Source organism: Yinghuangia aomiensis (assembly GCF_039542225.1).
Classification (GTDB): domain Bacteria; phylum Actinomycetota; class Actinomycetes; order Streptomycetales; family Streptomycetaceae; genus Yinghuangia; species Yinghuangia aomiensis.
The window spans coordinates 177,981-202,335 of the sequence record NZ_BAABHS010000017.1 but is presented as its reverse complement, the minus strand read 5'-3'; the positions used below and the strand labels follow the sequence as shown (position 1 = coordinate 202,335).

At 71.9% G+C, this 24,355-nt stretch carries 24 protein-coding genes, 1 pseudogene and 1 riboswitch; of the genes and pseudogenes, 7 read left to right on the top strand and 18 right to left on the bottom strand.

The features are described from left to right. Positions 1–25: 25 nt before the first annotated feature. From ABEA93_RS24160 to ABEA93_RS24110, 11 genes and pseudogenes are all read right to left on the bottom strand, one after another. Complete coding sequence (locus ABEA93_RS24160; RefSeq protein WP_345677816.1) at positions 26–1,576, bottom strand: glycoside hydrolase family 31 protein; 1,551 nt, start codon at positions 1,574–1,576, stop codon at positions 26–28. Between the two features lie 63 nt (positions 1,577–1,639). After that, positions 1,640–2,995, bottom strand: coding sequence for an ABC transporter substrate-binding protein (locus ABEA93_RS24155; protein ID WP_345677815.1), 1,356 nt, complete (start codon positions 2,993–2,995; stop codon positions 1,640–1,642). A 100-nt stretch (positions 2,996–3,095) separates the two neighbouring features. Continuing rightward, on the bottom strand, positions 3,096–4,028 hold the full coding sequence (locus ABEA93_RS24150) for a carbohydrate ABC transporter permease (protein WP_425585063.1): 933 nt from the start codon (positions 4,026–4,028) through the stop codon (positions 3,096–3,098). Further along, positions 4,025–4,909, bottom strand: coding sequence for a carbohydrate ABC transporter permease (locus tag ABEA93_RS24145; protein WP_345677814.1), 885 nt, complete (start codon positions 4,907–4,909; stop codon positions 4,025–4,027). Before ABEA93_RS24145 ends, ABEA93_RS24150 begins: the two co-directional genes overlap by 4 nt. After that, entirely contained in the window at positions 4,906–6,276 is a 1,371-nt protein-coding gene (locus ABEA93_RS24140) for a GH1 family beta-glucosidase (RefSeq protein ID WP_345677813.1), read from the bottom strand. The genes ABEA93_RS24145 and ABEA93_RS24140 overlap by 4 nt, the downstream gene beginning before the upstream one ends. A 351-nt stretch (positions 6,277–6,627) precedes the next feature. Beyond that, positions 6,628–7,263: a TetR/AcrR family transcriptional regulator gene (locus tag ABEA93_RS24135; RefSeq protein WP_345677812.1), complete on the bottom strand. Its 636-nt coding sequence runs from the start codon at positions 7,261–7,263 to the stop codon at positions 6,628–6,630. Positions 7,264–7,664: 401 nt separating this feature from the next. Next, complete coding sequence (locus ABEA93_RS24130; protein WP_345677811.1) at positions 7,665–8,078, bottom strand: hypothetical protein; 414 nt, start codon at positions 8,076–8,078, stop codon at positions 7,665–7,667. A 17-nt stretch (positions 8,079–8,095) separates the two neighbouring features. Beyond that, positions 8,096–8,506 (bottom strand): annotated as a pseudogene (locus ABEA93_RS24125) (hypothetical protein); the annotation flags it as partial. After that, positions 8,503–8,847 carry an ArsR/SmtB family transcription factor gene (locus ABEA93_RS24120; protein ID WP_345677810.1) on the bottom strand — a complete coding sequence of 115 codons (345 nt, stop codon included), beginning with the start codon at positions 8,845–8,847 and terminating at the stop codon, positions 8,503–8,505. The gene ABEA93_RS24120 and the pseudogene ABEA93_RS24125, both read right to left, overlap by 4 nt. Before the next feature lie 2 nt (positions 8,848–8,849). Then, on the bottom strand, positions 8,850–9,080 hold the full coding sequence (locus ABEA93_RS24115) for a hypothetical protein (RefSeq protein ID WP_345677809.1): 231 nt from the start codon (positions 9,078–9,080) through the stop codon (positions 8,850–8,852). 266 nt (positions 9,081–9,346) lie between these two features. Beyond that, on the bottom strand, positions 9,347–9,763 hold the full coding sequence (locus ABEA93_RS24110; protein WP_345677808.1) for a hypothetical protein: 417 nt from the start codon (positions 9,761–9,763) through the stop codon (positions 9,347–9,349). A gap of 498 nt (positions 9,764–10,261) precedes the next feature. On the opposite strand from ABEA93_RS24110, the gene ABEA93_RS24105 reads away from it, so the two are divergent. The 3 genes from ABEA93_RS24105 to ABEA93_RS24095 all read left to right on the top strand — a co-directional run bounded on the left by ABEA93_RS24105 (position 10,262) and on the right by ABEA93_RS24095 (position 13,548). Further along, positions 10,262–11,500, top strand: coding sequence for a PucR family transcriptional regulator (locus ABEA93_RS24105; RefSeq protein WP_345677807.1), 1,239 nt, complete (start codon positions 10,262–10,264; stop codon positions 11,498–11,500). A gap of 96 nt (positions 11,501–11,596) precedes the next feature. Then, positions 11,597–11,953, top strand: a complete 357-nt coding sequence (locus ABEA93_RS24100; RefSeq protein ID WP_345677806.1) for an ArsR/SmtB family transcription factor — start codon at positions 11,597–11,599, stop codon at positions 11,951–11,953. 356 nt (positions 11,954–12,309) lie between these two features. Continuing rightward, positions 12,310–13,548 (top strand): MFS transporter, encoded by a 1,239-nt coding sequence (locus ABEA93_RS24095; RefSeq protein ID WP_345677805.1) that lies wholly within the window; start codon positions 12,310–12,312, stop codon positions 13,546–13,548. 32 nt (positions 13,549–13,580) lie between these two features. Here the strand turns inward: ABEA93_RS24095 and ABEA93_RS24090 are convergent, their stop codons facing one another. Beyond that, complete coding sequence (locus ABEA93_RS24090; RefSeq protein WP_345677804.1) at positions 13,581–14,150, bottom strand: hemerythrin domain-containing protein; 570 nt, start codon at positions 14,148–14,150, stop codon at positions 13,581–13,583. Between the two features lie 328 nt (positions 14,151–14,478). Here ABEA93_RS24090 and ABEA93_RS24085 point away from each other — a divergent pair, with 328 nt between their 5' ends. The 3 genes from ABEA93_RS24085 to ABEA93_RS24075 all read left to right on the top strand — a co-directional run bounded on the left by ABEA93_RS24085 (position 14,479) and on the right by ABEA93_RS24075 (position 19,046). Next, positions 14,479–16,503, top strand: a complete 2,025-nt coding sequence (locus ABEA93_RS24085; protein ID WP_345677803.1) for an ABC transporter ATP-binding protein — start codon at positions 14,479–14,481, stop codon at positions 16,501–16,503. 177 nt (positions 16,504–16,680) lie between these two features. Beyond that, positions 16,681–17,289 (top strand): dihydrofolate reductase family protein, encoded by a 609-nt coding sequence (locus ABEA93_RS24080; RefSeq protein ID WP_345677802.1) that lies wholly within the window; start codon positions 16,681–16,683, stop codon positions 17,287–17,289. Positions 17,290–17,411: 122 nt separating this feature from the next. Next, entirely contained in the window at positions 17,412–19,046 is a 1,635-nt protein-coding gene (locus tag ABEA93_RS24075; protein ID WP_345677801.1) for an MFS transporter, read from the top strand. 27 nt (positions 19,047–19,073) lie between these two features. On the opposite strand, the gene ABEA93_RS24070 is transcribed toward ABEA93_RS24075, so the two are convergent. The 6 genes from ABEA93_RS24070 to ABEA93_RS24045 form a co-directional block, all read right to left on the bottom strand. Next, a complete protein-coding gene (locus ABEA93_RS24070) occupies positions 19,074–19,328 on the bottom strand; it encodes a hypothetical protein (RefSeq protein ID WP_345677839.1) in 255 nt (84 codons plus the stop codon). Positions 19,329–19,385: 57 nt separating this feature from the next. Then, entirely contained in the window at positions 19,386–20,588 is a 1,203-nt protein-coding gene (gene nicT / locus ABEA93_RS24065; RefSeq protein WP_345677800.1) for a Nickel transporter NicT, read from the bottom strand. A 111-nt stretch (positions 20,589–20,699) separates the two neighbouring features. After that, positions 20,700–20,825: riboswitch (cobalamin riboswitch) on the bottom strand. Positions 20,826–21,008: 183 nt separating this feature from the next. Next, complete coding sequence (locus ABEA93_RS24060) at positions 21,009–21,659, bottom strand: 4'-phosphopantetheinyl transferase family protein (RefSeq protein WP_425585066.1); 651 nt, start codon at positions 21,657–21,659, stop codon at positions 21,009–21,011. 122 nt (positions 21,660–21,781) lie between these two features. Next, positions 21,782–21,931 carry a hypothetical protein gene (locus tag ABEA93_RS24055; protein ID WP_345677799.1) on the bottom strand — a complete coding sequence of 50 codons (150 nt, stop codon included), beginning with the start codon at positions 21,929–21,931 and terminating at the stop codon, positions 21,782–21,784. 126 nt (positions 21,932–22,057) lie between these two features. Then, positions 22,058–22,600 (bottom strand): hypothetical protein, encoded by a 543-nt coding sequence (locus ABEA93_RS24050; protein ID WP_345677798.1) that lies wholly within the window; start codon positions 22,598–22,600, stop codon positions 22,058–22,060. A 55-nt stretch (positions 22,601–22,655) separates the two neighbouring features. Beyond that, a complete protein-coding gene (locus ABEA93_RS24045; protein ID WP_345677797.1) occupies positions 22,656–23,681 on the bottom strand; it encodes a helix-turn-helix transcriptional regulator in 1,026 nt (341 codons plus the stop codon). A 95-nt stretch (positions 23,682–23,776) separates the two neighbouring features. On the opposite strand from ABEA93_RS24045, the gene ABEA93_RS24040 reads away from it, so the two are divergent. Continuing rightward, positions 23,777–24,178, top strand: a complete 402-nt coding sequence (locus ABEA93_RS24040; RefSeq protein ID WP_345677796.1) for a RidA family protein — start codon at positions 23,777–23,779, stop codon at positions 24,176–24,178. Positions 24,179–24,355 lie beyond the last annotated feature (177 nt).

Genomic DNA, 24,355 nt, shown 5'->3' with positions numbered 1-24,355 from the left:
ACGCGTCCGGCACCGGCATGGCGCGTTACGCGGTCACCGCCCGGAAGTAGGGGAGGCGGGCAAGCGGCGCCGCCACCGTCACCGTGTCGGGCCCTTCGTAGACCGTCCCGTCGTCGGCACGCCAGCGCCCCGGCGGGATCCGGACCTCGCGCACGGAAGCACCGGGAGTCGTCACCGGCGCGACCATCAGGGTGTCGCCGATGAGGAACTGGTCGGTGACGTCCTCGTAGCCGCCGTCCGGGTACGCCCACGCCAGCGGCCGCTGCACGGGATCGCCGGTCGCCGCCGACGCCTTCGCGACCGCCAGGATCTCCGATCCGAACTCGGCGTGCAGCAAAGCCGCTTCACGGACGATGGCGAGGTGCTCGGCGTCCAGCACCCGCCACGGCGCCGCGGAGAACTGCATCATCGGGAACAGTGCGGCGATCTGCGCGTAGCGGACGAAGAGTTCCTGGTCGTAACCGTTCTCGGCCGGGACGAAGCGGAACTCGCCGCCGCCGATCATGTCCGGGCAGGTGAACGCGTGCCCGGTCACCGCCTGCGCGAGCGCGTTCGGGATCAGGCTCTCGACGCCGAACCGCCCGTCCCACTGGTGGTACTTGTCCTGCTGCCGCTGCGCGAGCGGCAGGCCCGCGGTGCGCCACGCGTCCCGGTACTCGTTGAGCGGCCACGCGAGCCCGAGCCGGTTCCAGGTGTGCGTGTACGCCTCCGGATCGGCCACTCCCAACTGCCGCCACCATTCCGCGTCGCCGCCGTCGAACTTGAAGCCGTCGATGCCGAAGTCGGTGTGCAGACGCTGCAGCGTCTCCTGGAACCACGCCACCGCATCCGGGTGGCCGAGGTCGAGCGAGGCACTGAGGCCGTTCCACCACAGCCCGACCGCCGCGGGATAGCGCTCGGCGGGATCGGGCAGCAGGTAGCCGGCCTCGAAGAGGGTGCGGGCCGTGGGGGAGTCGGGGGTGACATAAGGCACCAGCCACAGCATGACCTTGAAGCCCAGGTCGTGGAGTCGGGCCACCATCGCGGCCGGGTCGGGGAAGCGGCCGCGGTGGAACGTCCAGTCGCCGTAGCTCGCGCTCCACTGGTCGTCGATCATCAGCACGCCGGGTGGGAAGCCCTCGGCGAGCAGGCGTTCGGCGTAGTCGAGCACCTTCTGCTGGGTGGGCTCGAAGACCGTCTCGATCCACAGGTTGTACTGCGGTGCGGTGAACAGCAGCGGGTCGGGCAGCGCGCCGGTGGCGGGGTAGCAGCGGGACATGACGTCGCGGTAGGCGCCGCGCAAGTCGTCGAAGCCGTCGGCGTGTTCGATGACCGACGCCTCGGCGTGCGGGGTGACGGTCAGGGCCTCCGCGCCGACCTCGAAGGTGAACGTGCCGGTGCTGTGCACCCAGCGTCCGCGGTTCGACAGCAGCAGCGGCATGCCCTGGTTGCCCCGCAAATCGCGCAGGTCGAAGGAGTAGTCGGCGGCGTACGGCATGCTCCGGCCCTCCGCCGCCGCTCCTCCCCACCAGCGTTCGCCGGGGAGGAGCGGCAGGCGGAGGACGGCGCCGGGGGCGGCGGCCACGACAGGGTTCACGGTTGGCGTTCCTGTTCTGCGTGGGCGGGGACGACCGGTGGGGCGCTTGCCGAACCGGATGACCTACTTGACGGTGAAGCCCTGTTCCTTGCCGTACGTCTTGAGCCGGTCCTGCCACGCCGCCAGCGCGGCGTTCAGATCGCCGGCGTGCTGGATCGCCTGGCCGACGGTGTCCTTGAAGATGCTGTCGGCGTACACCTGGTACGGCAGGTACTGGAAGCCAGGGCGGACCGCCTTCGACATATCGGCGAAGACCTCGTTGGGCTTCTCGCCTGGGAAATACGGCAGTTCGGCCGAGCGGAACGCCGGGTCGTCGAGGATGGCCTTGGTGGCCGGGAACAACCCGACCTCGGCGTTCAGCGACTTGACGGCCTCCGGGTCGGAGTTGAGCCACTCGCTGAACGCGACCGACGCCTCCTTGTTCCTGGCCTGCGTGGTGACCGCGACCGCCGAGCCGCCGTTCTCCGCGCTGACCCCGCCGGGCATCGGCGCGACGCCCCACTGGCCCTTGCCTCCGGGGAGGTACTTGTCGAGGACGGCCGGGGCCCAGGCGCCGGTCATCCACACCGCGTACTTGCCGGCGGTGATCGACTGGAACCAGTCGCTGGTGAAGCTCGCGTTGCCGTCGACGAGCTTGTCCTTGATCAGTTGGCCGAAGAGGTCCGCGTACGCCTTGGTGCCCGCATCGCCCTTGAGGTCCACCTTCACGTCGGTGCCGTCGACGGCGAACGGCTTGCCGCCGAGGTCCGCGATCATGCTGCTCGCCGAGCCGGAGTCGGACGGGTCCGCGAAGGTCATGAACACCGACGGGTCGGCGTCGTGGATCCGCTTCGCGATCGCGGTGAACTCCTCCCACGTCTTGGGCGGCGCCGCCCCCAGCTTTTGGAAGATGTCCTTCCGGTAGAACATCGCCATCGGCCCCGTGTCCTGCGGCACGCCGTAGATGCCCCCGGCCACGTTGACCTGCGACCACGCGGACGGCGCGAACGCGTCCTTCAGCCCGGCGGCGCCGTAGTCGGCCAGGTTGACCAGCGACTCGGTGAGCGCGAACTGCGGCAGCGCGGAGTACTCGATCTGCGCCACGTCCGGAGCGCCCTTGCCGGCCTTCAGGGCGCCGGTGAGCTTGGTGTACTGGTCCTTCGACTCGCCGACGTTGACCACGTCGACCTTGATGTTCGGGTACTTCTTCTCGAACAGGTCGACGGTCTTCGCGATGTTCGGCACCCAGGTCCAGAACGTGATCTCGGCCGGCTGGTCCAACGCGGCCTTCACGGCCGACGGGTCGACCTTGCTGCCGGACGACGCGTTGCCGCCCCCGGAACCCCCGCCGCACGCGGTGAGCGCGAGCGCCAGGGCGGCGGCGGTGACCGCGGTCGAACCACGGCCGATGGAGCGGATATTCGGGGGCGAAGTACGCATTTCGACGGCTCCTGGCGCAGGCGGATCGGACAGGCGGATCGGACAGGGGCGGGACTACTGGTGGGGCGGCCCGGGTGCAGCTGTGGTCGGGAGTGCGCGGCTACTGCTTGACGCCGCCCGCGGTCAGGCCCGACTGCCAGAACCGCTGGAGGAAGAGGAACGCGGCGATCAGCGGCAGGATCGCCAGCAGGCTGCCGGTCAGGACGAGCGGCAGCGTGGGCGTGCCCGCTCCGCCGCCGCCCTGCGCCATGGTGTTCCACTGGTGCAGGCCGACCGTCAGGGGGAACAGGTCGGGGTCGTTGAGCACGATGAGTGGCAGGAAGTAGTTGTTCCAGGTCGCCACGAGCGTGAACAGCAGCACGGTGACGAAGCCGGGGACGAGCGGGCGCAGCGCGATGGTGAAGAAGATCCGCAGCTCGCCGGCGCCGTCGATGCGGGCGGCTTCGAGCATGGCGTCGGGGACGGCGTCGCGGGCGTAGACCTGCATGAGGTACAGGCCGAACGGGCTGGCCAGACTCGGCAGCAGGACCGCCCACGGGGTGTTCACGATGCCCATGTCGGTGAACAGCAGGTAGGTCGGCACCGCGATTGCGGTGGCGGGGATGGAGATTGCGCCGAGGACGAGCGCGGAGAGGAACCGGCGGCCGACGAAGTCGAACTTCGCGAGCGCGTAGCCGCCCATGGTGGCGATCAGCGCTGCGCCGCCCGCTCCGACTACGGAGTAGAGGAGTGTGTTGCCGAACCAGCGCAGGTAGATGCCGTCGTCGTAGGTCAGCACGTCGTGGATGTTGGAGAACAGGTGGAACCCGTCGCCGAACCACAGGCCGGGGGAGTCGAACAGGGTGCGGTTGGACTTGGTGGCGCTGATGAACAGCCACACCAGGGGGATCAGCGTGTAGACCAGCATCAGGCCCATGGCCACGGTCAGCGCGGTGCTCTTGGCGCGCCGCCGGGGCCGACGGCTGAGCGGGCGAATCGCCTTGCGGGGACGGCTGCGTGCTTCCGGTATGCGGGTGCTCGCGTCGACGCTCACAGCATCCGCTCCCTTCGGGCCGTCACGAGCTGGACGGCGTAGGCGACGAGGACCGTCACCAGCCCCAGCACCACGGCGATCGCCGCGGAGTAGTTGAACTGGCGGCCGTCGAAGGCGAGGCTGAACGCGTACATGTTGGGCGTGTAGTTCGTGGTGATGACGGCGGGCGACAGCGCTTGGAGCACGCTCGGTTCGTTGAACAGCTGGAACGTGCCGATCACCGAGAAGATCGTGGTCAGGAGCAACGCCGGGCGCAGTGCGGGGAGTTTGATGCTCCAGGCCTGCCGGATGCGGCCCGCGCCGTCCATCTCCGCGGCCTCGTACAGCTCGTCGGGGATGGCCCGCAGGGCTGCGTAGAGGATCAGCATGTTGTAGCCGACGTACGACCAGGTGACGATGTTGCCGATCGAGGCGAGCATCCAGCCTTGGGACAGGAAGTCCGGCAGGTCGACGTGCAGCAGGTCCTCGATCTCGCCGACCAAGCCGAACCGGTCGCCGTACAGGTAGCCCCACATGAGGGCGGCGACGACGCCGGGCACCGCGTACGGGATGAACAGGCCGACCCGGAACAGCCCGGGCGCCCGAAGCCGTCCGCTGTCGATCGCCAGCGCTGCGGCGAGCGCGAGCAGGAGCATCAGCGGGACCTGGACGACGAAGAACAGCGCCACCCGGCCGAGGCCGACGTGGAACAGGTTGTCCTTGAACGCCTTTGTGTAGTTGTCGAAGCCGGTGAAGGTGGTGCCGCCGATCATCTTGTCCTGGTACAGGCTCAGATTGATCGCGTACGCCAGCGGCGCGATGACGGCGAGGGCGAAGACGATGAGGAACGGCAGGAAGAACGCGTGTGCGGTGAGGTTGCGCCGGAGGGCGGCGCGTCTCATTGCCCGCCCCGGTGGGCGGCGATCAGGTCGCGGTACCACGCGAAGCTGGCGCGGGGCGTGCGGGCTTGGGTCTCGAAGTCGACCTCGACGAGGCCGAAGCGCTGGTGGAAGCCCTCGGCCCACTCGAAGTTGTCCATCAGCGACCAGGTGAAGTAGCCGCGGACGTCGACGCCTTGGTCGACGGCGTCGGCGATGGCGCCGACGTGCCCGGCGAGGAAGTCGATGCGGGCGTCGTCCTGCAAGCCGGCCGGTTCGGAGCAGCCGTTCTCGGTGATCCAGATCGGCGGGAGCGCGGCGCCGTAGCGGGCCTTGAGGTCCGTGAGGAGCTGGGTGAGGCCGTCGGGGACGACCGGCCAGTCGAACGCCGTGCGGCGGTACGGCTCGTCGGGTTCGACCGCGTCGAAGGGGAGTCCGGTGGTCTCCGCGGGGGCGGTGAGCCACGTCGGGTTGTAGTAGTTGATGCCGAGCCCGTCGAGGGGAGCCGAGATGGCCTTGAGGTCGCCGTCGTGGACGAGCCCGCCCCAGGACGGGTCGGTGAGGCCGAACGCCGACAGGTCGGGGTAGGTGCCGAGCAGCAGCGGGTCGTTGAACAGCCGGTTGTGCAGGGCGTCGTAGGCGTCGGCGGCGGCCGCGTCGGCTTCGGTGCGGGCGTCGGGGCGCAGGCGCACGGGGGAGCAGTTGTTGGCGACCAGGATCTCGGCCTGCGGAACGGCGGCGCGCAGCGCGGGGGTCGCGAGGCCGTGGCCGAGGAGCTGGTGGTGGCCGACCGGCAGGGCGTCCAGCATGAGCGTGCGGCCGGGGGCGTGCGAGCCGAAGCCGTAGCCGAAGACCATGTGCACGAAGGGCTCATTGAGGGTGATCCAGCTCTTCACGCGGTCGCCCAGGCGCTCGGCGGTGACGTGCGCGAACTCCGCGAAGTGGTAGGCGGTGTCGCGGTTGAGCCAGCCGCCTTCGTCCTCCAGGACCTGGGGGAGGTCCCAGTGGAAGAGCGTCGGGGTGGGGGTGATGCCGGCGGCGAGGAGACGGTCGACGAGGCGGTCGTAGAAGTCGAGGCCGCGCGGCTCGACGCGGCCGGTGCCTTCGGGGAGGACGCGCGCCCAGGAGATCGAGAACCGGTAGGCGTCGAGGCCGAGTTGCCGCATGAGGTCGACGTCTTCGCCGAGCCGGTGGTAGTGGTCGCAGGCGACATCGCCGGTGTGGCCGTCACGGACGGCCCCGGGGCGGCGGACGAAGGTGTCCCAGATCGACGGGCCCTTGCCGTCCGCGTCGGCTGCACCCTCGATCTGGTAGGCCGCGGTGGAGGCGCCCCAGACGAAGGACGCGGGGAGCCGGGGCGGTGTGGCCGGGCGGGGCGAGGGGGCCGACATGCGCACCACTTTCCTGGGGGACTGGCCTGGGGTACGGGGATCTTCGTGCACGGGGGTCTTCGTGCCCTGGATGACGCCGCGGTTCCGGTTTGCGGTCGAAGGCCCCGGGCGGGACGCGGACCGCAAAACATGAACCTGTGTTCGCGTATTGTCTACAGGGCGCAGTGGTGGGTTCACCATGTGATGTGGGTCACATGGTGATGGGCTGCTCGACGGATTGATTGCGGAAGGGCGTGCAACACGCGGGCGCGGCGGAACAGGCCTTGCAGTGTCGGGGGTTGCCGACGGCATCAAGGAGCATTGCAGGGCCGTTCGGGGCTCTGCTGACCTTTGCGGGGCCTCGTGGGAGCTCTACGCGCCCGTCAGCTCGGTGCTCAAGTCGGCCCAGTAGAGGCGCAGCATGCGCTTCAGCTCGTCGAGGGTTTCCGGGCTTGCCGGGCTGTCCGGCCGGGAGACCTGGTGGAGGACGGCGTCGGCGACCCAGACGACCATGCGGGAGGCCCGGGCCGCGCGTTCGTCGTCCGCGATGCCGGTCAGGTGCTCGACGATGCGGCGCACGCCGTCGGCGACGACCGCGTTCGTGGCGTCGTCGGCGCGCGCGAGTTCGGGGCTGAGGCGGCGGCCGGACCACAGGGCGACGCCGCCGGGCTGGCGGCGGAACAGGTCGGCGTAGACGTCCACGATGGTGTCGACGGGATCGCGGAGGTCCCCGGTGGTGGCGCGGGCGACCAGCTCGTCGATGGCGGCCTTGAAGTTCGCGAGGTACTGCTGCCCGAGCGCGTCCACGACGGCGCCCTTGTCCGGGTAGAACTGGTAGATGCTGCCGACCGGGACGGCCGCCTCCTCGGCGATCCGCCGCATCGTCAGCGCCTCGAAGCCGTCCCGCGCGAGGATCCGGTCCGCGGCGGCCAGCACCGCCTCGACCCGGGCGCGGCTGCGCGCCTGCTGCGGCTGACGCCGCAACCTCGGCTGCGCTGCTTCGTTCACCACGGCTCCCGGGTCGTCGGTCGAGGGCGACCGTAGCAGGTGGCTGGTGCGCGGGCCGTCGAGGCTCGGGGGCGCGGCGGGGGTGGGTGGGGGCGACTTGTGGCTTGGGGCTGCCCCGGTCGCGTGGGGGAGCGGCTCGCTGCTTCCGGCTTTCACGGGCTCTGGTGTGGGCGGGATTCCGGCTGTGTCCGGGGCCGACCGTGGCGATGGCGCCGATGGGCCGGATCACCTCGGCGTCGTCCGTCGTCCGTCGTCCGCGAACCGCCGCGATGCACGCCGGCCGTGCGGCCGATGCGGAGGGCGGGCCGGGAGCCACGCCGCGTGGTGACGGGAACGGTCGCGCGGCCCCGCGGCCGGTTCGCCGTCCGGCACGACGGCAAGACCTCTGCTGCGAGCCGGCGTCAGCCGCCGCCGTGGCCGCTCAGGTAGATGGCCAGCCAGATACCGCCGCCGATGAGGTGAGTGGCGAAGAAGAACACGAACATCCAGCGGATGATGCCGCGTTCGATGTCGCGCTGGGATTCGCCGCGGCGGGGTGGGCGAGGCGGCGTGGGGGAGGCTTGTTGCTGCCGGGTGTTGGTTTCGGCTCCCGCCTCCCGCGATGCTGCGGCCTCGGCCATGGCCTCGGCTTCCTCCTTGGTTATGGCCTCCGCCGCGGCCATGGCCGCCTCCGATACTGCCCGGGTCACGGCCACCGTCTCGGTCGCGGTTACCGTCTCCGCCTGGGTCTCCATCTCCGCTTCGGCCTCCCTCGTCGGATTGGCCCGCGGTGCGGCTGCGGTTTCGGTGGTGGGCTTGGCGGGCTGATCACTCATGACGGTTGTTCCTCGGCGACGGCGACCAGGGAGAACGGGATGGTGGGACGCCGCCGGGCGCCCAGCAGCATCACCGTCGCGACCCCGACGGCCAACGCGAGCGCTGCGCCGTGGGGTTCGGCCGCGAACGTGCGTACCGCACGCCACGCCACCACCGCCGTGTTGTCGCCCCCGGGCGTCGGCACGCCGAGCGCGGCGGGGACCTGTTGGAGGCCGATGACCCCGGCGACGACAGCGGTCGCGAGCCCGGCTTCGGCACCCAGCCCGGAGGAGATCCCGAAGCCGAGGGCGAGCGGCAGTGCGACGATGGCGACGGTGAAGTCGGCCAGGAGGTCGCGGCGCGGTTGCCGGCGCATGGCGGCGGCGTCCGCACGTCCGGGCAGCAGGGCACCCAGCCGGGACCCGGCCCGGCGCGGCGGCGTGCTCACTGGGCGGAGGCCTCCGCCTCGCGGAGTTCCTCGAGCAGTTCGTGCTGGCCGGCGAGCATTTCGGTGAGGATGCGGCGCGCGGCCCGCATCAGGTCGGCCACGTCGCCGCCGGCGAGTTGGTAGACGACCGTGGAGCCGTCGCGCGCCGACGTGACGATGCCGGACCGGCGCAGCACGGCAAGCTGTTGGGACAGGCTGGACGGTTCGATCTCGATCGCGGCCAGCAGGTCGCGGACCGGCATCGGACCGTTCTGCAGCAGCTCCAGGACGCGAATGCGGACGGGATGCCCGAGCATCCGGAAGAACTCCGCCTTCGCCTGATAGAGCGGGACCGGTCCCATGCTCAGCCCCGCTCCCCGTCGGCCGCGTCGTCGTGGGCGGCGGTGGCCGGGGGAACGTCGACGCCGTGCGCGCGGGCGGCGGCGAGGGCGTCCTCCAGCTCGTCCATGGCAATCTGCACGATGGTGCCCTCCGGGTGCGCGGCGGCGTCCGCGAGGTCGGCCCGCGCCTGCCGCACACGCGCCCGCAGCGCCTCGGCGAGGTCCTCCGTGGTCCCGTCGTCTTCGGCGCTCACGCTGTCACCCGCTTTCTCGGGACGCTCGGGCCGCGCCCCAGTAGTCGACATCACGGCGCGCCGGCGTACACGCCGGCGCAACGCCGCCGCGTGCCCGACAAACGCGGTCGGCAGCGCGCTCCAAGGCCGGACGCCCCTCATGGCCCATCGGGCGGCCCTTCCGGAACCCGCGAATACCATGATGTAGCGAATTGAAGAATTTTTCAATTAGTGACACGAGGTGCTCGGCTGCCTGCCCGCCGCGACGATCCGTCTTCGAACCGGCGTCAGCACCCTCGGGTGCGTTCGCGGTAGCCCCGGAAGTCGAAGAAGCGCAGGCCGTCGACCGTTGCGCCGGATTCGATCTCCCGCAGCGTCCAGGGGTGCTCGGTGTAGTCGTCAAAGGCCACGCCTCCGTGCGCAAGCAGCAGCGCCGCCATGTGCCGGATCTCGGCGGTGCCGTCGATCCGCCCGGAGATGCCGATCTGCACCGCCCACGTGGGGTGATGCCCGACGGCCGCGTCGAGCAGCGCAACCTCCGCGGGATCCCAGTCGGAGAAGAGGCAGCCGGTCCGTTCGTCGTCGATGTCGATGTACAGGCCGTCCTCCAGGTACCACGGGTGGCGCTGCGCGGGCAGGTGCCGGTCGAGGACGGCGACCGTCGAGGCTCGCTCCCCTGCGGGGAAGAAGAACACGGAGCGCATGGGTCGGAGCGTAGGTGACGCCCCGTCAGGCCGACCACGGATTTGCCAGGGCGGCGCCGTCGGCTAGGGGCTCACACCCACTGCGGATGCTTCGGCGGTCCCTGCTGCCCCTGGCCCCCCGGTCGTTGCGACCCGTCCCGGCCCGGGCCGCTGCGTGTGGTGTCGCCCGGGCGCCCGGATCCGCGGCCCCGGCTGGTCCGGTCACCGTGTCCGCCACCCTGCGGGCGTTTGCAGCCGACGTCCTTCACCGCGCCTCCCCGACGGATCGTTCCCGACGGGAAAATCCTCCGGGCTGACCGGCGCGGACGGCGATGTACGGCGCAACAGTGTCGCCCCGGGAGTCGCTGTCCGTCGGAACAACGGTGCCGCCGAAGGAGTGAGAGTTCCGCAAACCGACCGCACGCGTGTCCTCGGTCGACCAGACTTGTCCACTCTTGTGAAGGCGGCGGAACCGATGGCGGGACGCGGCCGCGGTCGAACACCAAGTGAGGCGCAGGCGTGGGCAACGCAGTTCCGGATCCGATCGTCACCGGCCTCGCGCAGGCGCTCGCCGCCCGCCTGGAGACCGTCGTCACGGTCATGGGCGAGGTCATCGTGCGCGAGATCGACCTGTACCGGAACGCCGACGTCAAGCTCGACGACCTCCACGCCAGCCTGCGCCACAACGTTTCGCTCACCATCGCGCACCTGGTGTCCGAGGAGCCCCTCGACGTGACCGCGCCCGTCGCGATCGGGCGGCTCCGGGCCGCCCAGGGCGTCCCGCTGCACGACGTGCTCCGTGCCTACCGCGTCGGCTTCGCCAACTTCTGGGACCAACTGCTCGCCGAGGCACGGCACTCCGGAACGCGAGCGGAAGCGGCGCTGCTCGACGCCGCGTCCCGGATCTGGGACATCGCCGACAGCTACTCCACCGCCATGGCGAGTGCCTACCGCGACACCCTCGCCGAACGCATGCTCGAGACCGACCGGCGCCGCTCGGCGCTCGTCGCGGCGCTGGTCGACGGGCCGCCGCCGGGCAGCGACACCGCGTGGGAGATCGCGCACCTGCTGGGATTCCCGTACCGCGGCACGTTCGTCCTCGTCATGGCCGAAGTCCTCGCCGTCGGCGAACCGCCGCTCCCCGGGCTGGACGCCAAACTCCGGGCGATCGAGATCGGTTCGGCCTGGCGCGCGCAGCCCGGCCACGAAGTCGGCGTGCTGACCTGCCCCGAACGCGGCCTCGCCGACCGCGCCCTGGACGCCGTCCGAGCCTCGGCGACGGGCCGCGTCGGCGTGAGCCCGGCGTACGACCAGCTCGAACACACCCCGCGCGCGCTGCGCTACGCCCAGGTCGGCCTCGAATCCCTCCCCGAAGGCCTCCCCGGCGTCCGCCAACTCGACGACACGCCCCTCACCGAAATGGTGATGACCAACCTCGAAACCACCCGCCGCGCCGTCAACCGCATCCTCGGCGGCCTCCTCTCCCTCCCCGAGGACGACCGCACCACCCTCCTCGCCACCGCCCGCGCCTGGCTCGACGCCCACGGCTCCGCCGCCGACGCGGCCCCCGCGCTCTACTGCCACCCCAACACCGTCCGCTACCGCATGCACCGCATCGAGGAGTACCTCCGCGGACCGCTGCACGACCCGAAGATCGTCGCGGAACTGACGATGGCGTTGGACGCGGTGGGGACGTTCCCGGCCCTCCTCGGCCACGCCGGCACGGGCACGGTGGGCAGCCAACGCAGCGCCGGATAGCCGAGGCGCCGACCTCGATCGTCTTCGACGGGATGCGGGCGGGTGCCGCCCGGTAAGCCCGGCCGGTCCGCCCGAGCCGGGCCCTACCATGGGCGCATGACTTCGGGCCGACCGACCGCACCTGCGCACGATTCGCACGAGCAGCCCGACGGCGACCGGCTCGACGCCGCGGCATCGCTGCTCGGACTGCTCTCCGACCGGACGCGGCTGGCCATCATGCGGCGGCTCGGCGAGGGCGAGGCGGACGTCACCACCCTGACCGAGGACTGCGGCGCGCCGCGCCCCTCGGTCAGCCAGCACCTGGCCAAGCTGCGGCTGTCCGGACTGGTCGTCGCGCGGAAGGACGGACGCCGGGTGGTGTACGCGCTGCGGCACGGGCATCTGCGCCGCTTGGTGGACGAGGCGTTGAGCGCGGCCGACCACCAGATCCGGTCGCTGCCGCCGCACGACTGAGTCCTGCCGCGTCGCTGCCGGTCAGCCCCCGCCTCACCTTTGCCCGACCACGTTTCCCCGTCGGACCCTGCCGCTCCGGCCCGCCCGCATTGGCGCCCCACCCGGTCGTTCCGCTCCCATGCCGACTTGCCTGGTCTGCCCCTGCCTCACCCCCGCGCGGCCGCGGGTCTCGTTCGGCTCCGCGGGCCCGCCCGTGCCCCAGTGGCGCGCCTCTCCCGAGCCGTCTCCCTCCTGTGCCGTCCCCGCTTCAGCCTCCTCGCGCGGCAGCGGTCCCGATGTCATGTGCATACGTACGCACATGTTGTTCTAGAGTGGAGAGGTCATCCCTGCGCCCCAGGACGGGAGGACCCGGCCTCATGCTGTCCGTGCTCCGGAACCGCACCTACCGCCGCCTGTTCACCGCGCAGGTCGTCGCGCTGGTCGGCACCGGGCTGGCGACGGTCGCCCTGAGCCTGCTCGCGTACGACCTCGCCGGGGCCGACGCGTCCGCGGTGCTCGGCACGGCGTTGGCGATCAAGATGGTCGCCTACGTGGCGGTCGCCCCGCTGGCCGGCGCGGTCGCCGGCCGCATCCCGCGCCGGGCGCTGATGGCCGCCATGGACCTCACCCGCGCCGCGGTCGCACTCGCGCTGCCGTTCGTGACGCAGGTGTGGCAGGTGTACGTGCTGATCTTCCTGCTCCAGGCCGCGTCCGCGGCGTTCACGCCGACGTTCCAGGCGACCATCCCGGAAGTGCTGCCGGACGAGCGGGACTACACGGCGGCGCTGTCGATGTCCCGGATGGCGTACGACCTGGAGAGCCTGTTCAGCCCGGCCCTGGCCGCCGGGCTGCTGGCCTTCGTGTCCTACGGCTGGCTGTTCGCGGGGACCGTGGTCGGCTTCGCGGCCTCCGCGGCCCTCGTGGTCTCGTCGGTCCTGCCGAAGCCGGCGGCGGGGGAGCGGTGCGGCGGCGGGTACGCGAAGGCCGCCTCCGGCGTACGCCTCTTCCGGGCGACTCCACAACTGCGCGCGCTGCTGGCCTTGGACCTGGCGGTGGCCGCGGCCGGAGCGATCGTCTTCGTGGACACCGTCGGTGTCGTCCGCGACCACTTCGGGCGGTCGACGGGCGCCGTGTCCGTGGCGCTGGGCGCCTACGGCGCCGGATCGATCGCGGTGGCGTCGCTGCTGCCGCGGGTGTTGGCGCGGTGGGGCGACCGGGCGGTCATGCTCGGCGCGGCGTACGCATTTCCCGTGGTGCTGGCGGCGGTTGCCGCGGTGACGGCCGGATCGGCGGGCACCGGCGACTGGTGGGGGCTGCTCGGCGCGTGGGCCGCGATCGGGGCGGCGAGTTCGGCGGTCCTGACGCCGGGCGGCCGGCTGATCCGCCGGTCGGCGGGGGACGCGGACCTTCCGGCGGCCTTCGCCGCGCAGTTCTCGCTGTCGCACGGCTGCTGGCTGCTCACTTACCCGCTGGCCGGGTGGCTCGCCGCGGCGGCCGGAGTCCCGGCGACGGCCGGGGTGTTGGGCGGCGTGGCGCTGGCCGCCGCGGCGACGGCCACGGTGATCTGGCCGGTGCGCGATCCGGCGCCGACGGCCGCACCGATGGTCCCGGCCTGAGGCATCAGCCAGGCCGCCACGCCGCCGCGCTGCTACGTCGCCGGGCGCCGCCGCCGGTGGAACAGCGCGCGGATCGTGTCCACGAACTGGATGCTGGCGCCGGAGAGGAGGTCGTACTCCGGCGGGGTGTCGCGGGTCTGGAGGTGCGGGTGCGTGCGCGCGTACTTCATGGCGCGGCGGACCTCGTCGCCCATCGTCTCCAGGTCCGCGGCCGAGAACGCCTCGTGGAGGCGGACGAACAGGCGGTCTTCGTCGTCGTGCTCCTGGCGCACGACGGCGGCCTCGAGTTCGGCGACGAGGCGGTCGAAGTCGGCGTCCGAGGCCTCGTGGGTCTCCAGTTCGGCCAGGATCCGTTCGATCTCGCCGAGGTCGTGCATCTCCCGGTCGACGAGTTCCTTGCCGTCCGGGGCGCGCTCGCGGACGGCCGGGAGGACGCACTGCTCCTCCGCGACGGCCAAGCGGACGAGTTCGGTCGTCAGCCTGTCGACCAAGCGCTTGCGAACGGGGTCGTGGGGCGGGGCGGCGTCCAGTTCTTCGATCGTGTGGTCGACGTCGCGGTGGTCCGCCGTCAGTTCGTGGATGACATCGCCGTCGTGGTTCATGGCGGGCAATCCGTCTCGTCGCCGAGGGTGCGCGAAGCGCTACTGAGCACCGGCCCGAAAAGGGCCGATTGGTTTCCGCCTACCCAGAAGACCACGCCTATAACAGCCTCCGGACCCCGGACGCCCCAGAAGCCCCGCGGGCCGCACGGGCACCACCGGGTCGTGTGCGCGTTCGAGCCGTGCGCCCGGTGGCCGACTCCGTGCGCCCTGCCGTGCTCCCGCCGCGAGGCCGCAGGCTGACTTGTTGTTCGCGGGCAAATCCCGCTCCCTGCAGCGCACTTGGGAGGACTCACGTGACCGGCAGGCGCCACGACGTACGGGACGCGCGATGACGCGGCGGGGTCGGCGGGACCAGGCCGCCGAGACCATCGCCGCCGGGGTCGAATCCGGACAGGAGCTGTTCGGCGGAAAGCTGGACTGGGACGACGGGTACTTCAGCCACCGGGGCGCGGCGGTGGAACTGTCGCTCACGTCGACGTTCCGGCGGCTGCCGCAGCTCGTCGCGGCGTCCGCGCGCCTCGCGTGGCGGGCGGACCGCGTCGCGCTGGCCATGGTGGCCGCGGCCGAAATCGGCCGCGGGGTGACCGGCGCGTTCAGCCTGCTCGCCACCAACCAGGTCCTGATCCAGCTGTTCGCCGCCGGACCGACCCCCGGCCGGGTCCGTGCCGCGCTGCCCGCGCTGACGGCCGTGGCGATCTCCGGCATCGTGACCGCGCTGCTCCGGGCCGCGTCCGCGGTGGCCGCCGGGCGGCTGGAGCCGAAGGTGGAGCGGGCCGCGGAAGTCGCGCTGATGACGAAGGTGTCGCGCGTCGAGCAAGCCACCCTGGAGGACGGGGACTTCAAGCGGCTGCTGCAGTCCGCGCGCTGGGGCACCGACGCGGCCCGGCGGATGATCGGCAACGCGATCGGCATCGCCACCGCGCTGGTGTCGCTGGCCGCCACCGGCACCGTCCTGACCGTGCTGCACCCGGTCCTGCTGCCGCTCATGGTGCTGATCACGCTGCCGCAGGCGTGGGGCGCGGTGCGCGACGCGCGCCGCCGCTACGCCTCGGTGCAACGCTGGATCGACCACAACCGGCAGCAGCAAGAAGTGGAATGGCACCTGGGGAACCTCGGGTCGGGCCCGGAGATCCGGGTGCACGGTGCGGGCAAGTACCTGCTGCACCACTACCGGCGGATGGCCGCCGCGAGCGAGGCCGAGGAGACGCGGCTCGTGCGGGCGGAAGCCGTCACCGACCTGGCGTCGGCGGCGCTGGCCGGGCTCGCGGCCGGGCTGACGTACACGGTGCTGGGCTGGCTGGTGTGGACGGGGCGCACCGACCTGGCCGCCTCCGGCACCGCCGTGCTGGCGATCCGGATCGGGACGGGGGCGCTGGGGCAGCTCGTCCAGCAGGTCCAAGCCGCCTACAAGCAGAGCCTGTTCCTGGGCGATTACGACCGAGCGTGCGCCATCGCCGAGGAACACGCGATCCCGGTAGGCGGGATGGCCGTCGAGCGGTTCCCGGACGAGATCCGGCTGGAGAAGGTCAGCTACAGCTACCCCGATCGCGACGCGCCCGCCGTCGACGCGGTCTCGCTGACCATCCCGCGTGGCAAGATCGTCGCGCTGGTGGGGGAGAACGGCTCCGGCAAGACCACCCTCGCCAAGATCGTCGCGGGGCTGTACCGGCCGCACGCCGGCCGCATCCTGTGGGACGGCGTCGACGACACGGAACTCGACCGCGACCAGGTGTTCGACCGGGTGGCGCTGGTATCCCAGTCGTTCGTGGAGTGGCCGTTCACCGCGGCGGCCAACGTCCGCATCGGGCGGGCGGTCCCGGAGGCGGACGGCCGCCGTCCGGTACTGCCCGAGCCCCGATCCGGCGACGCCGCCGAGTCCGCCGGCCCCGGCGCGCCCGTGGGGGTCCCCGACGGCCTGACCGCCGCTGCCCGCTACGCCGAAGCCGACCAGGTCGTCGACGAACTCCCGAAGAAATGGGACACGTTGCTCGACCGCTCGTACGTCGGCGGAGTCGCCCTCTCCGGCGGCCAGTGGCAGCGCATGCTGCTCGCCCGCGGTGTGTTCCGCGACGCCGAACTCGTCATCGCCGACGAACCCACCTCGGCCTTGGACGCCAAGGCGGAGATCGCCGCGTTCACCAAGATCCGCGCCCTGGCCGACCGCGGCCACACCGTCATCCTCATCACCCACCGGCTCGCCAGCACCCGGCTCGCCGACCGCATCTACGTCCTCGACCACGGCCGCCTGATCGAGGAGGGCACCCACACCGAACTCCTGGCCCAGGGCGGCCAGTACGCCACGGCGTACCGCATGCAGGCCGACCAATACGACACCGGTCCGCGCGCGGGCTAGGGTCGGAGGGAGCGGGCGGCGTGGCGGCGGTCCCGGGCGCCCGGAGTCCCGCGCGTGCCCGAAGCCGCGGGTGGCGCGAAATCCCGGCGGAAATCCCCGGCGGCGCGCCGATGAGTTTGCCGCCGTCCCGGGGTCTACCCCGATGACCGCGACACCACGATGCATGGGGAGTAAGCCATGGGTCTCATCCACCTCGAATTGTTCGCCACCCTCGACCTGGTCGGCCAGGCGCCCGGCGGCCCCGACGAGGACCCCGAGGGGTTCGCGTTCGGTGGCTGGCAGGCGCCGCTGATCGAGGAGACTTTCGGGGCGCAGGTGCTGGCCGCCTACGAGGGCACCGACGCGCTGCTGCTCGGGCGGCGGACGTACGACATCTTCGCCGCGTACTGGCCTCATCAGGACGACGAGTTCGGCAAGCTCTTCAACCGGGTCCCGAAGTACGTCGCCTCCCGCGGCAAGCCCGACCTCCCGTGGGACGGCTCCACGCAGCTCGGCCCGGACCTGCCCGCCGCGGTGCGCGAGATCCGCGACCGGCACGAGCACATCAAGGTCGTCGGCAGCCTGGACCTGGTGCAGACACTGCTGCACGAAAAGCTGTTCGACCGGATCGACCTGTGGGTGCACCCGCTGATGCTGGGCACCGGGAAGAAGGTGTTCGACGGCGGCACGGTGCCCACCAACCTCACCCTCCTCACCCCGCCGGTGGCCGCCCCGAACGGCACCCTGTACCTGCGCTACGCGCGCGGCGAGGGCATCCCGGCGACAGGGGACATGACCGCACGGTAAACGCCTCGGCTGTGCGGCGGAGGCGGCTTCGGTGCACGGCGGCTCGCCGGTCCGACGCGTCGGATACTTCCGCCCGGCGGGTCTGCGGCGGAATCGGGCGCCCGATTTGCGACGATCCGGGGATGGCTTCGAATCCGGCGGCTGACCCGGACCACGGACCGGCACGGGAACCGGGCGGCGCGCGCGGCGTCCTGGTCACCCTGGCCGCCGCCCAGTTCCTGATGACGCTCGACAGCTCCGTCATGAACGTGTCCATCGCGACCGTCGCCGACGACGTGGACACCACGGTGACCGGGATCCAGGGCGCGATCACCGCGTACACGCTGGTCATGGCGATGCTGATGATCCCGGGCGGCAAAGTCGGGGCGCTGATCGGCCGCACCCGGGCGTTCGGCATCGGGTGCGCCATCTACGGCTGCGGGTCGCTGGTCACCGCGCTCGCCCCGAACCTGCCGGTGCTGCTGCTCGGCTGGTCGTTCCTGGAAGGCGTCGGCGCGTCGCTGATCCTGCCCGCGATCGTGTCGCTGGTCGCGGGCAACTTCCCGACCGCGCGCCGTCCCGCCGCCTACGGCCTGGTCGCCGCGGCGGGCGCGGTCGCCGTCGCGCTCGGCCCGCTGATCGGCGGGATCGCCACGACGTACTTCTCGTGGCGCTGGGTCTTCGTCGCCGAGGTGGTCGTGGCGATCGCGATCCTCGCGGCCGCCCGCCGGATGGCCGACGCGCCCGCGCCGGGCAAGCCGCACCTCGACGTCCCCGGCGTGCTGCTGTCCGCCGCCGGGCTCGGCGTCTTCGTCTACGGCGTCCTGCGCTCCGACGAATGGGGCTGGTTCCGCCCCAAGAGCGGCGCCCCGGCCTGGCTCGGCGTCTCGCTCACGGTGTGGCTGATGATGGCCGGGCTGCTGCTGCTCTGGCTGTTCCTCGCATGGGAGCGGTACGTCGCCAAGCGCGGCCGGGAGCCCCTCGTCGACCCGGCGCTGCTGCACAACCGGCGTCTGACCGGCGGCCTCACCATGTTCTTCTTCCAATACCTGGTGCAGATGGGCGTGTTCTTCGTCGTCCCGCTGTACCTGTCGGTGGCGCTCGGGCTGTCCGCGCTGAGCACGGGTGCGCGCATCCTGCCGCTGTCCGTCACCTTGCTGGCCGCCGCGATCCTCATCCCGAAGCTGCTGCCCGGCGCGTCGCCGCGGCGCGTCGTCCAGGTGGGCATCCTCGCGCTGTTCGCCGGGTCGGTGGTGCTCATGGCCGCGCTCGACGCGGATGCGGACGCGAGCGTCGTGACGATCCCGCTGCTCCTCATCGGCCTCGGCATCGGCGCGCTGGCCTCGCAGCTCGGGGCGGTGACGGTGTCGGCGGTCCCCGACGAGCAGAGCGCCGAAGTGGGCGGCGTGCAGAACGCGGTGACCAACCTCGGCGCGTCGATCGGCACCGCGCTGGCCGGCTCGATCCTCATCGCGGCGATGACCGGCTCGTTCCTGAGCAGCGTCGAGAACAACCCGGCGGTCCCCGCCGACGTGAAGAGCCAGGCATCGGTGCAACTGGAGAGCGGCGTCCCGTTCCTCAGCGACGCCCAGCTCCGCGACGCCCTCGACGCCGCCCGGGTCAGCCCCGAAGTCGCCGACGCCGCCCTCGACGCCAACACCTCGGCACGCCTCGACGGCCTGCGCGCGGCCTTGGCCGTCCTGGCCTTCATGTCGATCGTGGCGCTGTTCTTCACCCGCCGCATGCCCACGCGACCGGTCGGGGCTCCCGGGGGCTGAGACCGTCGCGGAGCGGCAGGGGCCCGGTCAGCCGACGTGGACGTGCGGGCGGCGGGACGGGTCGGGCTCCGCCTCGCGGAGCACTTCGCGGGTCACCGGGGCGACTTCGCCTTGTCCGAAGAGGAAGAACCGCAGGAAGTCGGCGAGCGGGTTGCCTTCCGTCCACAGCTGGGTATGGCGGGCGCGGACATGGCGGTGGCGGATCTCCTGTCGAGCGTGCGGGTCCGGCGGGTCCGGGAGCCCACGCCGCCGACCGGCGGCTGCGCGACGTCGAACGTACACACGGAGGAGCGTCGGGAACCCCCGTCCGGGCGTCAAGATCACGTCAGGATTCGGCCCCTAACATTGCTTGACCGTCCCTTGGTCCTCGCTTGAATCGACCGTGCCGATCGGGTCGACGGCGCCGATCGGGTCGGCCGCGCCCCCGTCCGCCGCGGGTGCGGTGCGAAGCCCCTGCGTCCACTTCTCCTCGATCCGGCCGAAGCGCCACACCGCGACCGCGACCGCCCAGGTGGCGAAGAAGAGCCCCACGATCGCGTAGCCGACGAGGTTGAGGTCCACCCCGCTCACCCGGTCCCAGAACGGGCCGTGCAGGTCGAAGCGGTCGGCGAGCAGGGCGAGGATCTCGACGCTGCCGATGATCAGCGCGACGGCGACGGACAGCGCCGTGATGGTGAGGTTGTAGTAGACCTTCCGCACCGGCTTGGAGAACGCCCAGCCGTAGGCGAAGTTCATGAACGTGCCGTCGATCGTGTCCAACAGCGTCATCCCGGCGGCGAACAGCACCGGCAGGCACAGGATCGCGTACCACGGCAGCCCGGACGCGGAGCCGGAGCCGGCCAGCACCAGCAGCGACACCTCGGTGGCGGTCTCGAAGCCGAGGCCGAAGAGCAGGCCGACCGGGAACATCTGCCACGGCTTGGTGATCGACTTCATCACCCCGCCGAGCAGCCGGTTCATGAAGCCCCGGTTGTTCAACCGGTCTTCGAGCGCGGCTTCGTCGTAACTGCCGCCGCGCATCGTCCGGAAGACCTTCCAAATACCCACCAGGATCACGATGTTGACGATCGCGATGACGTACAGGAAGGTGCCGGATATCCCGGTGCCGACGACCCCGGTGACGTCGTGCAGGGTGGAGTCGTCCGCCAGCGGTCCGACGAACACCTTGATGCCGAGCGACAGCAGCAGCGCCAGGCCGAACACCACCGACGAGTGCCCCAGCGAGAACCAGAACCCCACCGACAGCGGCCGCTTGCCGTCGTGCATCAGTTTGCGGGTGGTGTTGTCGATCGCCGCGATGTGGTCGGCGTCGAACGCGTGCCGCATGCCCAACGTGTACGCGGTGACGCCGATGCCGATGCCGAACGTCTTGGTGCCGACGCTGTAATGCTCGGGGGCGACGAGCACCACGAGCACGAACCAGCCGACGACGTGAAGCCCGACGACGACGCCCGCCATCGCGGCCAACCGCAGCCACTCGGCCCGGTCCAGCGACCCCACCGCGCCACGCCATCCACCGGTGGCGGGTGTTGCGCTGCTCATCGGGAAACCCCCGTCGTACGGGGGACGTTCGGGCGCGGCACAACAGACACGGCGAATCACCGGCCTCTCTCGGGGAAATCCGCCCCGGGTTGTCGAGGGAGGCGACGACGTGAGTCTCCTGGCTCTCGGATCAACGCTCGTCCCGGCCTTCCAACCCCTGGGTGGGGCCGTGGCCGTCGCGGGATTCGCTCCCCGATCACAGTGGCGGGACCGCACCGGATTCGCACCGGTTTCCTCGGGCCGCCGTCGCCTTGCGCCCGTAGCATCGCACGCCGCGGTGCCCAGGCGACGCGGGGGGAGTGCCGGGGCGGCGCACGGTGCATGCGCACGTGGCCTCGTCGGCGGGACCATCTCCGGGATCCGGCCGACGAGCCACTCGGGTTCTACGAGGTTGCCATTGGTGCCGTGCCGCGGGGAACGTCAGTCGGCGCGCACGGCGATCGCGGTGACGACGATGCCGCCGGCGACCGCCCACCGCCCCGTGAACCCGTCCAGGCCCGCGGGGCGGTCGTCGGGCAGCAAACGGGCGTGGAAGGTCCCGGCGGCCGGGTCGAACCGCACCTCGGCGTCCTCGAAGCCGAGCCAGCGGCGGGTGAGGGGGAACCAGGCCTTGTAGACGGCTTCCTTGGCGCTGAAGAGCAGGCGGTCCCAGGGGACTCCCGGCACGCCCGCGGCCAACCCGGCGAGCGCGGTGCGCTCGCCGGGGGAGGAGACCGAGCCGAGGACGCCGCCGGGCAGCGGTGCCGCCTCCTCGGCGTCGATGCCGAGCGTGCGGATCCGGGCGGCCGGTGCGACCGCCGCGGCCCGATACCCCGCGCAGTGCGTCATGCTGCCGACCAGCCCGTCCGGCCAGGCCGGGGCCCCGCGCTCGCCGGGCAGCAGCGGCGCCGCCGGCACGCCCAGGAGGGCGAACGCCTCCCGGGCGCACCGGCGTACCGTCGTGAACTCCCGCCGCCGCTTGTCGACGGCGCGGGCGATCGCGGCTTCCTCCTCGGGGAACAGCACCGTCCCGGGCGGGTCGTCGAAGCATGCGACGGCCACCACGTCCGGCGGCAGCACGCCGGCCAGCAGATCACCGGCGGCATGCACCGGGGCGGCTTCCGACGTCACGATTCCCCCTGGCTCGGGCTGACTCGATGTGGCTCTGTTTTCCGGCGGTGGCCCCGCGGTGGCGGCGCCGTCGTCAGAGAAGCCTAGGCCGCCGGACCCTCCGGCCCCGGCCCGACCTCCCGGACGACCGTGTACGTCGGAACGCCGCTCATGCGCGACTCCGCCATCCCCGTCAGCCCTTCCAAGGCCTTTCCGATGGCCGCCATGCGGCCCTCGGTATCGGACGTCTCCACGAAGTGGCGGTAGTCCGCATCGCTTTCACGTGAAGTCGGTTTGAAGCCAACGGATCCGACCTGCGTGTGGTCTGGTTGCCCTGTCCCTGTCCCTGTCCCTGTCCCTGCTGCGTCCGACCCCCGGCGTCAGGCCGCGTCGCGGGACAGCCAGATTCCCCGGTTGCCGTCCTCGCTCGTGACATGCCACCCCAGCGGACGGGCGAGGGCGGCGACGTCGTCGGCGGTGAGCGTGCGCCGGTCGCACGCCATCAGCGAGATCTTCGGCTGAGGCAGCGGCTCGTCCCCCGACGCGGTCTTCGCCCGCTTCTTGGCGTCGGCGGCGGCGGCCTTGGCGGTGGTGACCCGCAACTTCTCGGCGGCCCACGCGCGCCACTCGGCGTCGGTCCCGCGCAGTTCGAGCCGCAGGCGGCGGCGCCCGATCCACACATTGGAGGACGAGGTCCGGCTGACCCCGGGGCCGCTCGAACCCGACCCGGGCGAACCGATATTGCCGAGCGCCGCGACGACCACCCACGCGAGGATCAGCACACAGCCGACGACGATGCCCAGCACGATCAAGGGCTGGCCGTAGAACTGTGCGCGCACCCCGGCGGGAGACCGGCGCGGCGCGGCGCCGCGGGTGGGGGAGTCGGCCGGTTCCCCCGGCGGGACCGGCTGCGTGATCGACATGCGGCCATGCTGGCAGCTGGCCCGGGCTGCGGAAGGGGATTGGGTCAGCGATTGGTCAAGCCGGGTTCTCGGGTGTGCCGGGCGGCGGCGCCGGGTCCTGGACCGTGCCGCTCGCGTAGCGGGCGGCGAGTGCGGTGGCGCGTTCACGCAGCGCTTCCCGCAGCCATTCCGGGGACAACGCTTCGGCGCCGGCGGCGAGTTGCCAGAGGGCCCACTCGGCGTGCCGGGCGTCTTGGAAGGTCGCGTGGAGGCGCAGACGGCCGTCGTCGTCGGCCTCCGCGCCGTCGACGGTCAGCGCGGTTCCCGCCAGCTCGTCCCGGCGGGCCGGGTCGAGCCGCAGCACCACGGTGACTTGGTCGCCGCCGGTACGGAACCGCGTACTGCGGTCCCGCCACGCGCGGTCGAGGTCGACCCGGTCCGGCCGCTGCGCCGGTTCGCCGAGTTCCTCGGCGGCCGCGATCCGGGACAGCCGGTAGGTGCGGTCGGCACCGGACCGTGCGGCCAGGAGGTAGCCCTGGCCGCGGACGGTGACCAGGCCTAGGGGGTCGACGGTGCGCCAGGCCGGAGCCCGGTCGCCGTCCGCCGCCGCGTACCGGATGCGCAGCTTGTGCCCGGCGAGGACCGCGCGCCGGACTTCGGCCACGACCGCGTCCGGCAGTTCCTCGTCGACCGTGCTGCGGGCCAGCAGATCGGTCTCCGGGTCGACGAGGAGCCGCCGCGCCGCTCCGGCCGCGGTGGCTTGCTGGTCCTCCGGAAGCGCGTCGAGGACTTTGCGCATGGCCGAGGCCAGCGCCGTACCGAGGCCGAACGCCTGGGCGCCGCGGCGTGATCCGGCGACCAGCAGGGCGAGTGCCTCGTCGTGGTTCAGGCCGGTGAGTTCCGTGCGGAAGCCGGGCAGCAGCGTGAAGCCGCCGTTCCGGCCGCGCTCGGCGTACACGGGGACGCCGGACGCCGACAGCGCCTCGATGTCCCGCAGCACCGTCCGCGTGGACACTTCCAGCTCGCGGGCCAGCGCGGTCGCGGACAGCCGGCCGTGCCGCCGCAGCAGCAGGACCAGCGAGACCAGCCGATCGGCGCGCATCCGAAAACGCTACCGGAATACATGACAGTCGATGTCGTGTATTCGCTGCGAGGCTTCACCCGACTCCCGTTCACCACCCAGGAAAGGTGACTCGCATGGCCCACACCCTCGTCAACCCGGACGGCCTGCACGACCCGACCCCGTTCGGCTACGCACACACCGCCGCGGTCCCGGCCGGTGCCGAACTGGTCCTGATCGCAGGCCAGTACGCCTCGGACCCGGACGGCGCCGTCGTCTCCGCCGACTTCGCCGAGCAGGTGAAACGGACGTTCCACAACCTCGGCACCGCCCTCGCCGCGCACGGCCTCGACTTCGCCGACGTCGTCCAGCTGCGGACCTACGTAGTCAACCACGACGTCACCAAGCTGGGCCCGATCGCCGGCACGGTCGCCGAGCTGTGGCGCGGCAAGCCACCGGTCCAGACCCTCCTCGGCGTGGCGAGCCTGGCGACCCCGGACGTGCTGTTCGAGGTGGAAGCGGTGGCGGTACGGGCATAGCGCCGCAGACGACGGCCCCGCAGGTGCGGCACCTGCGGGGCCGCCGTGCGATCCGGGCCGCGGGCAGCTCGCGCCTGCCCCGACTGCTCGGCCCGGCTGCGTAGGGGGCGGTTCGGGTGACGCACCCGACACGCTGCCAACCATCTGGCTTTTTGGTGATCGCGCCATTACGTTCTG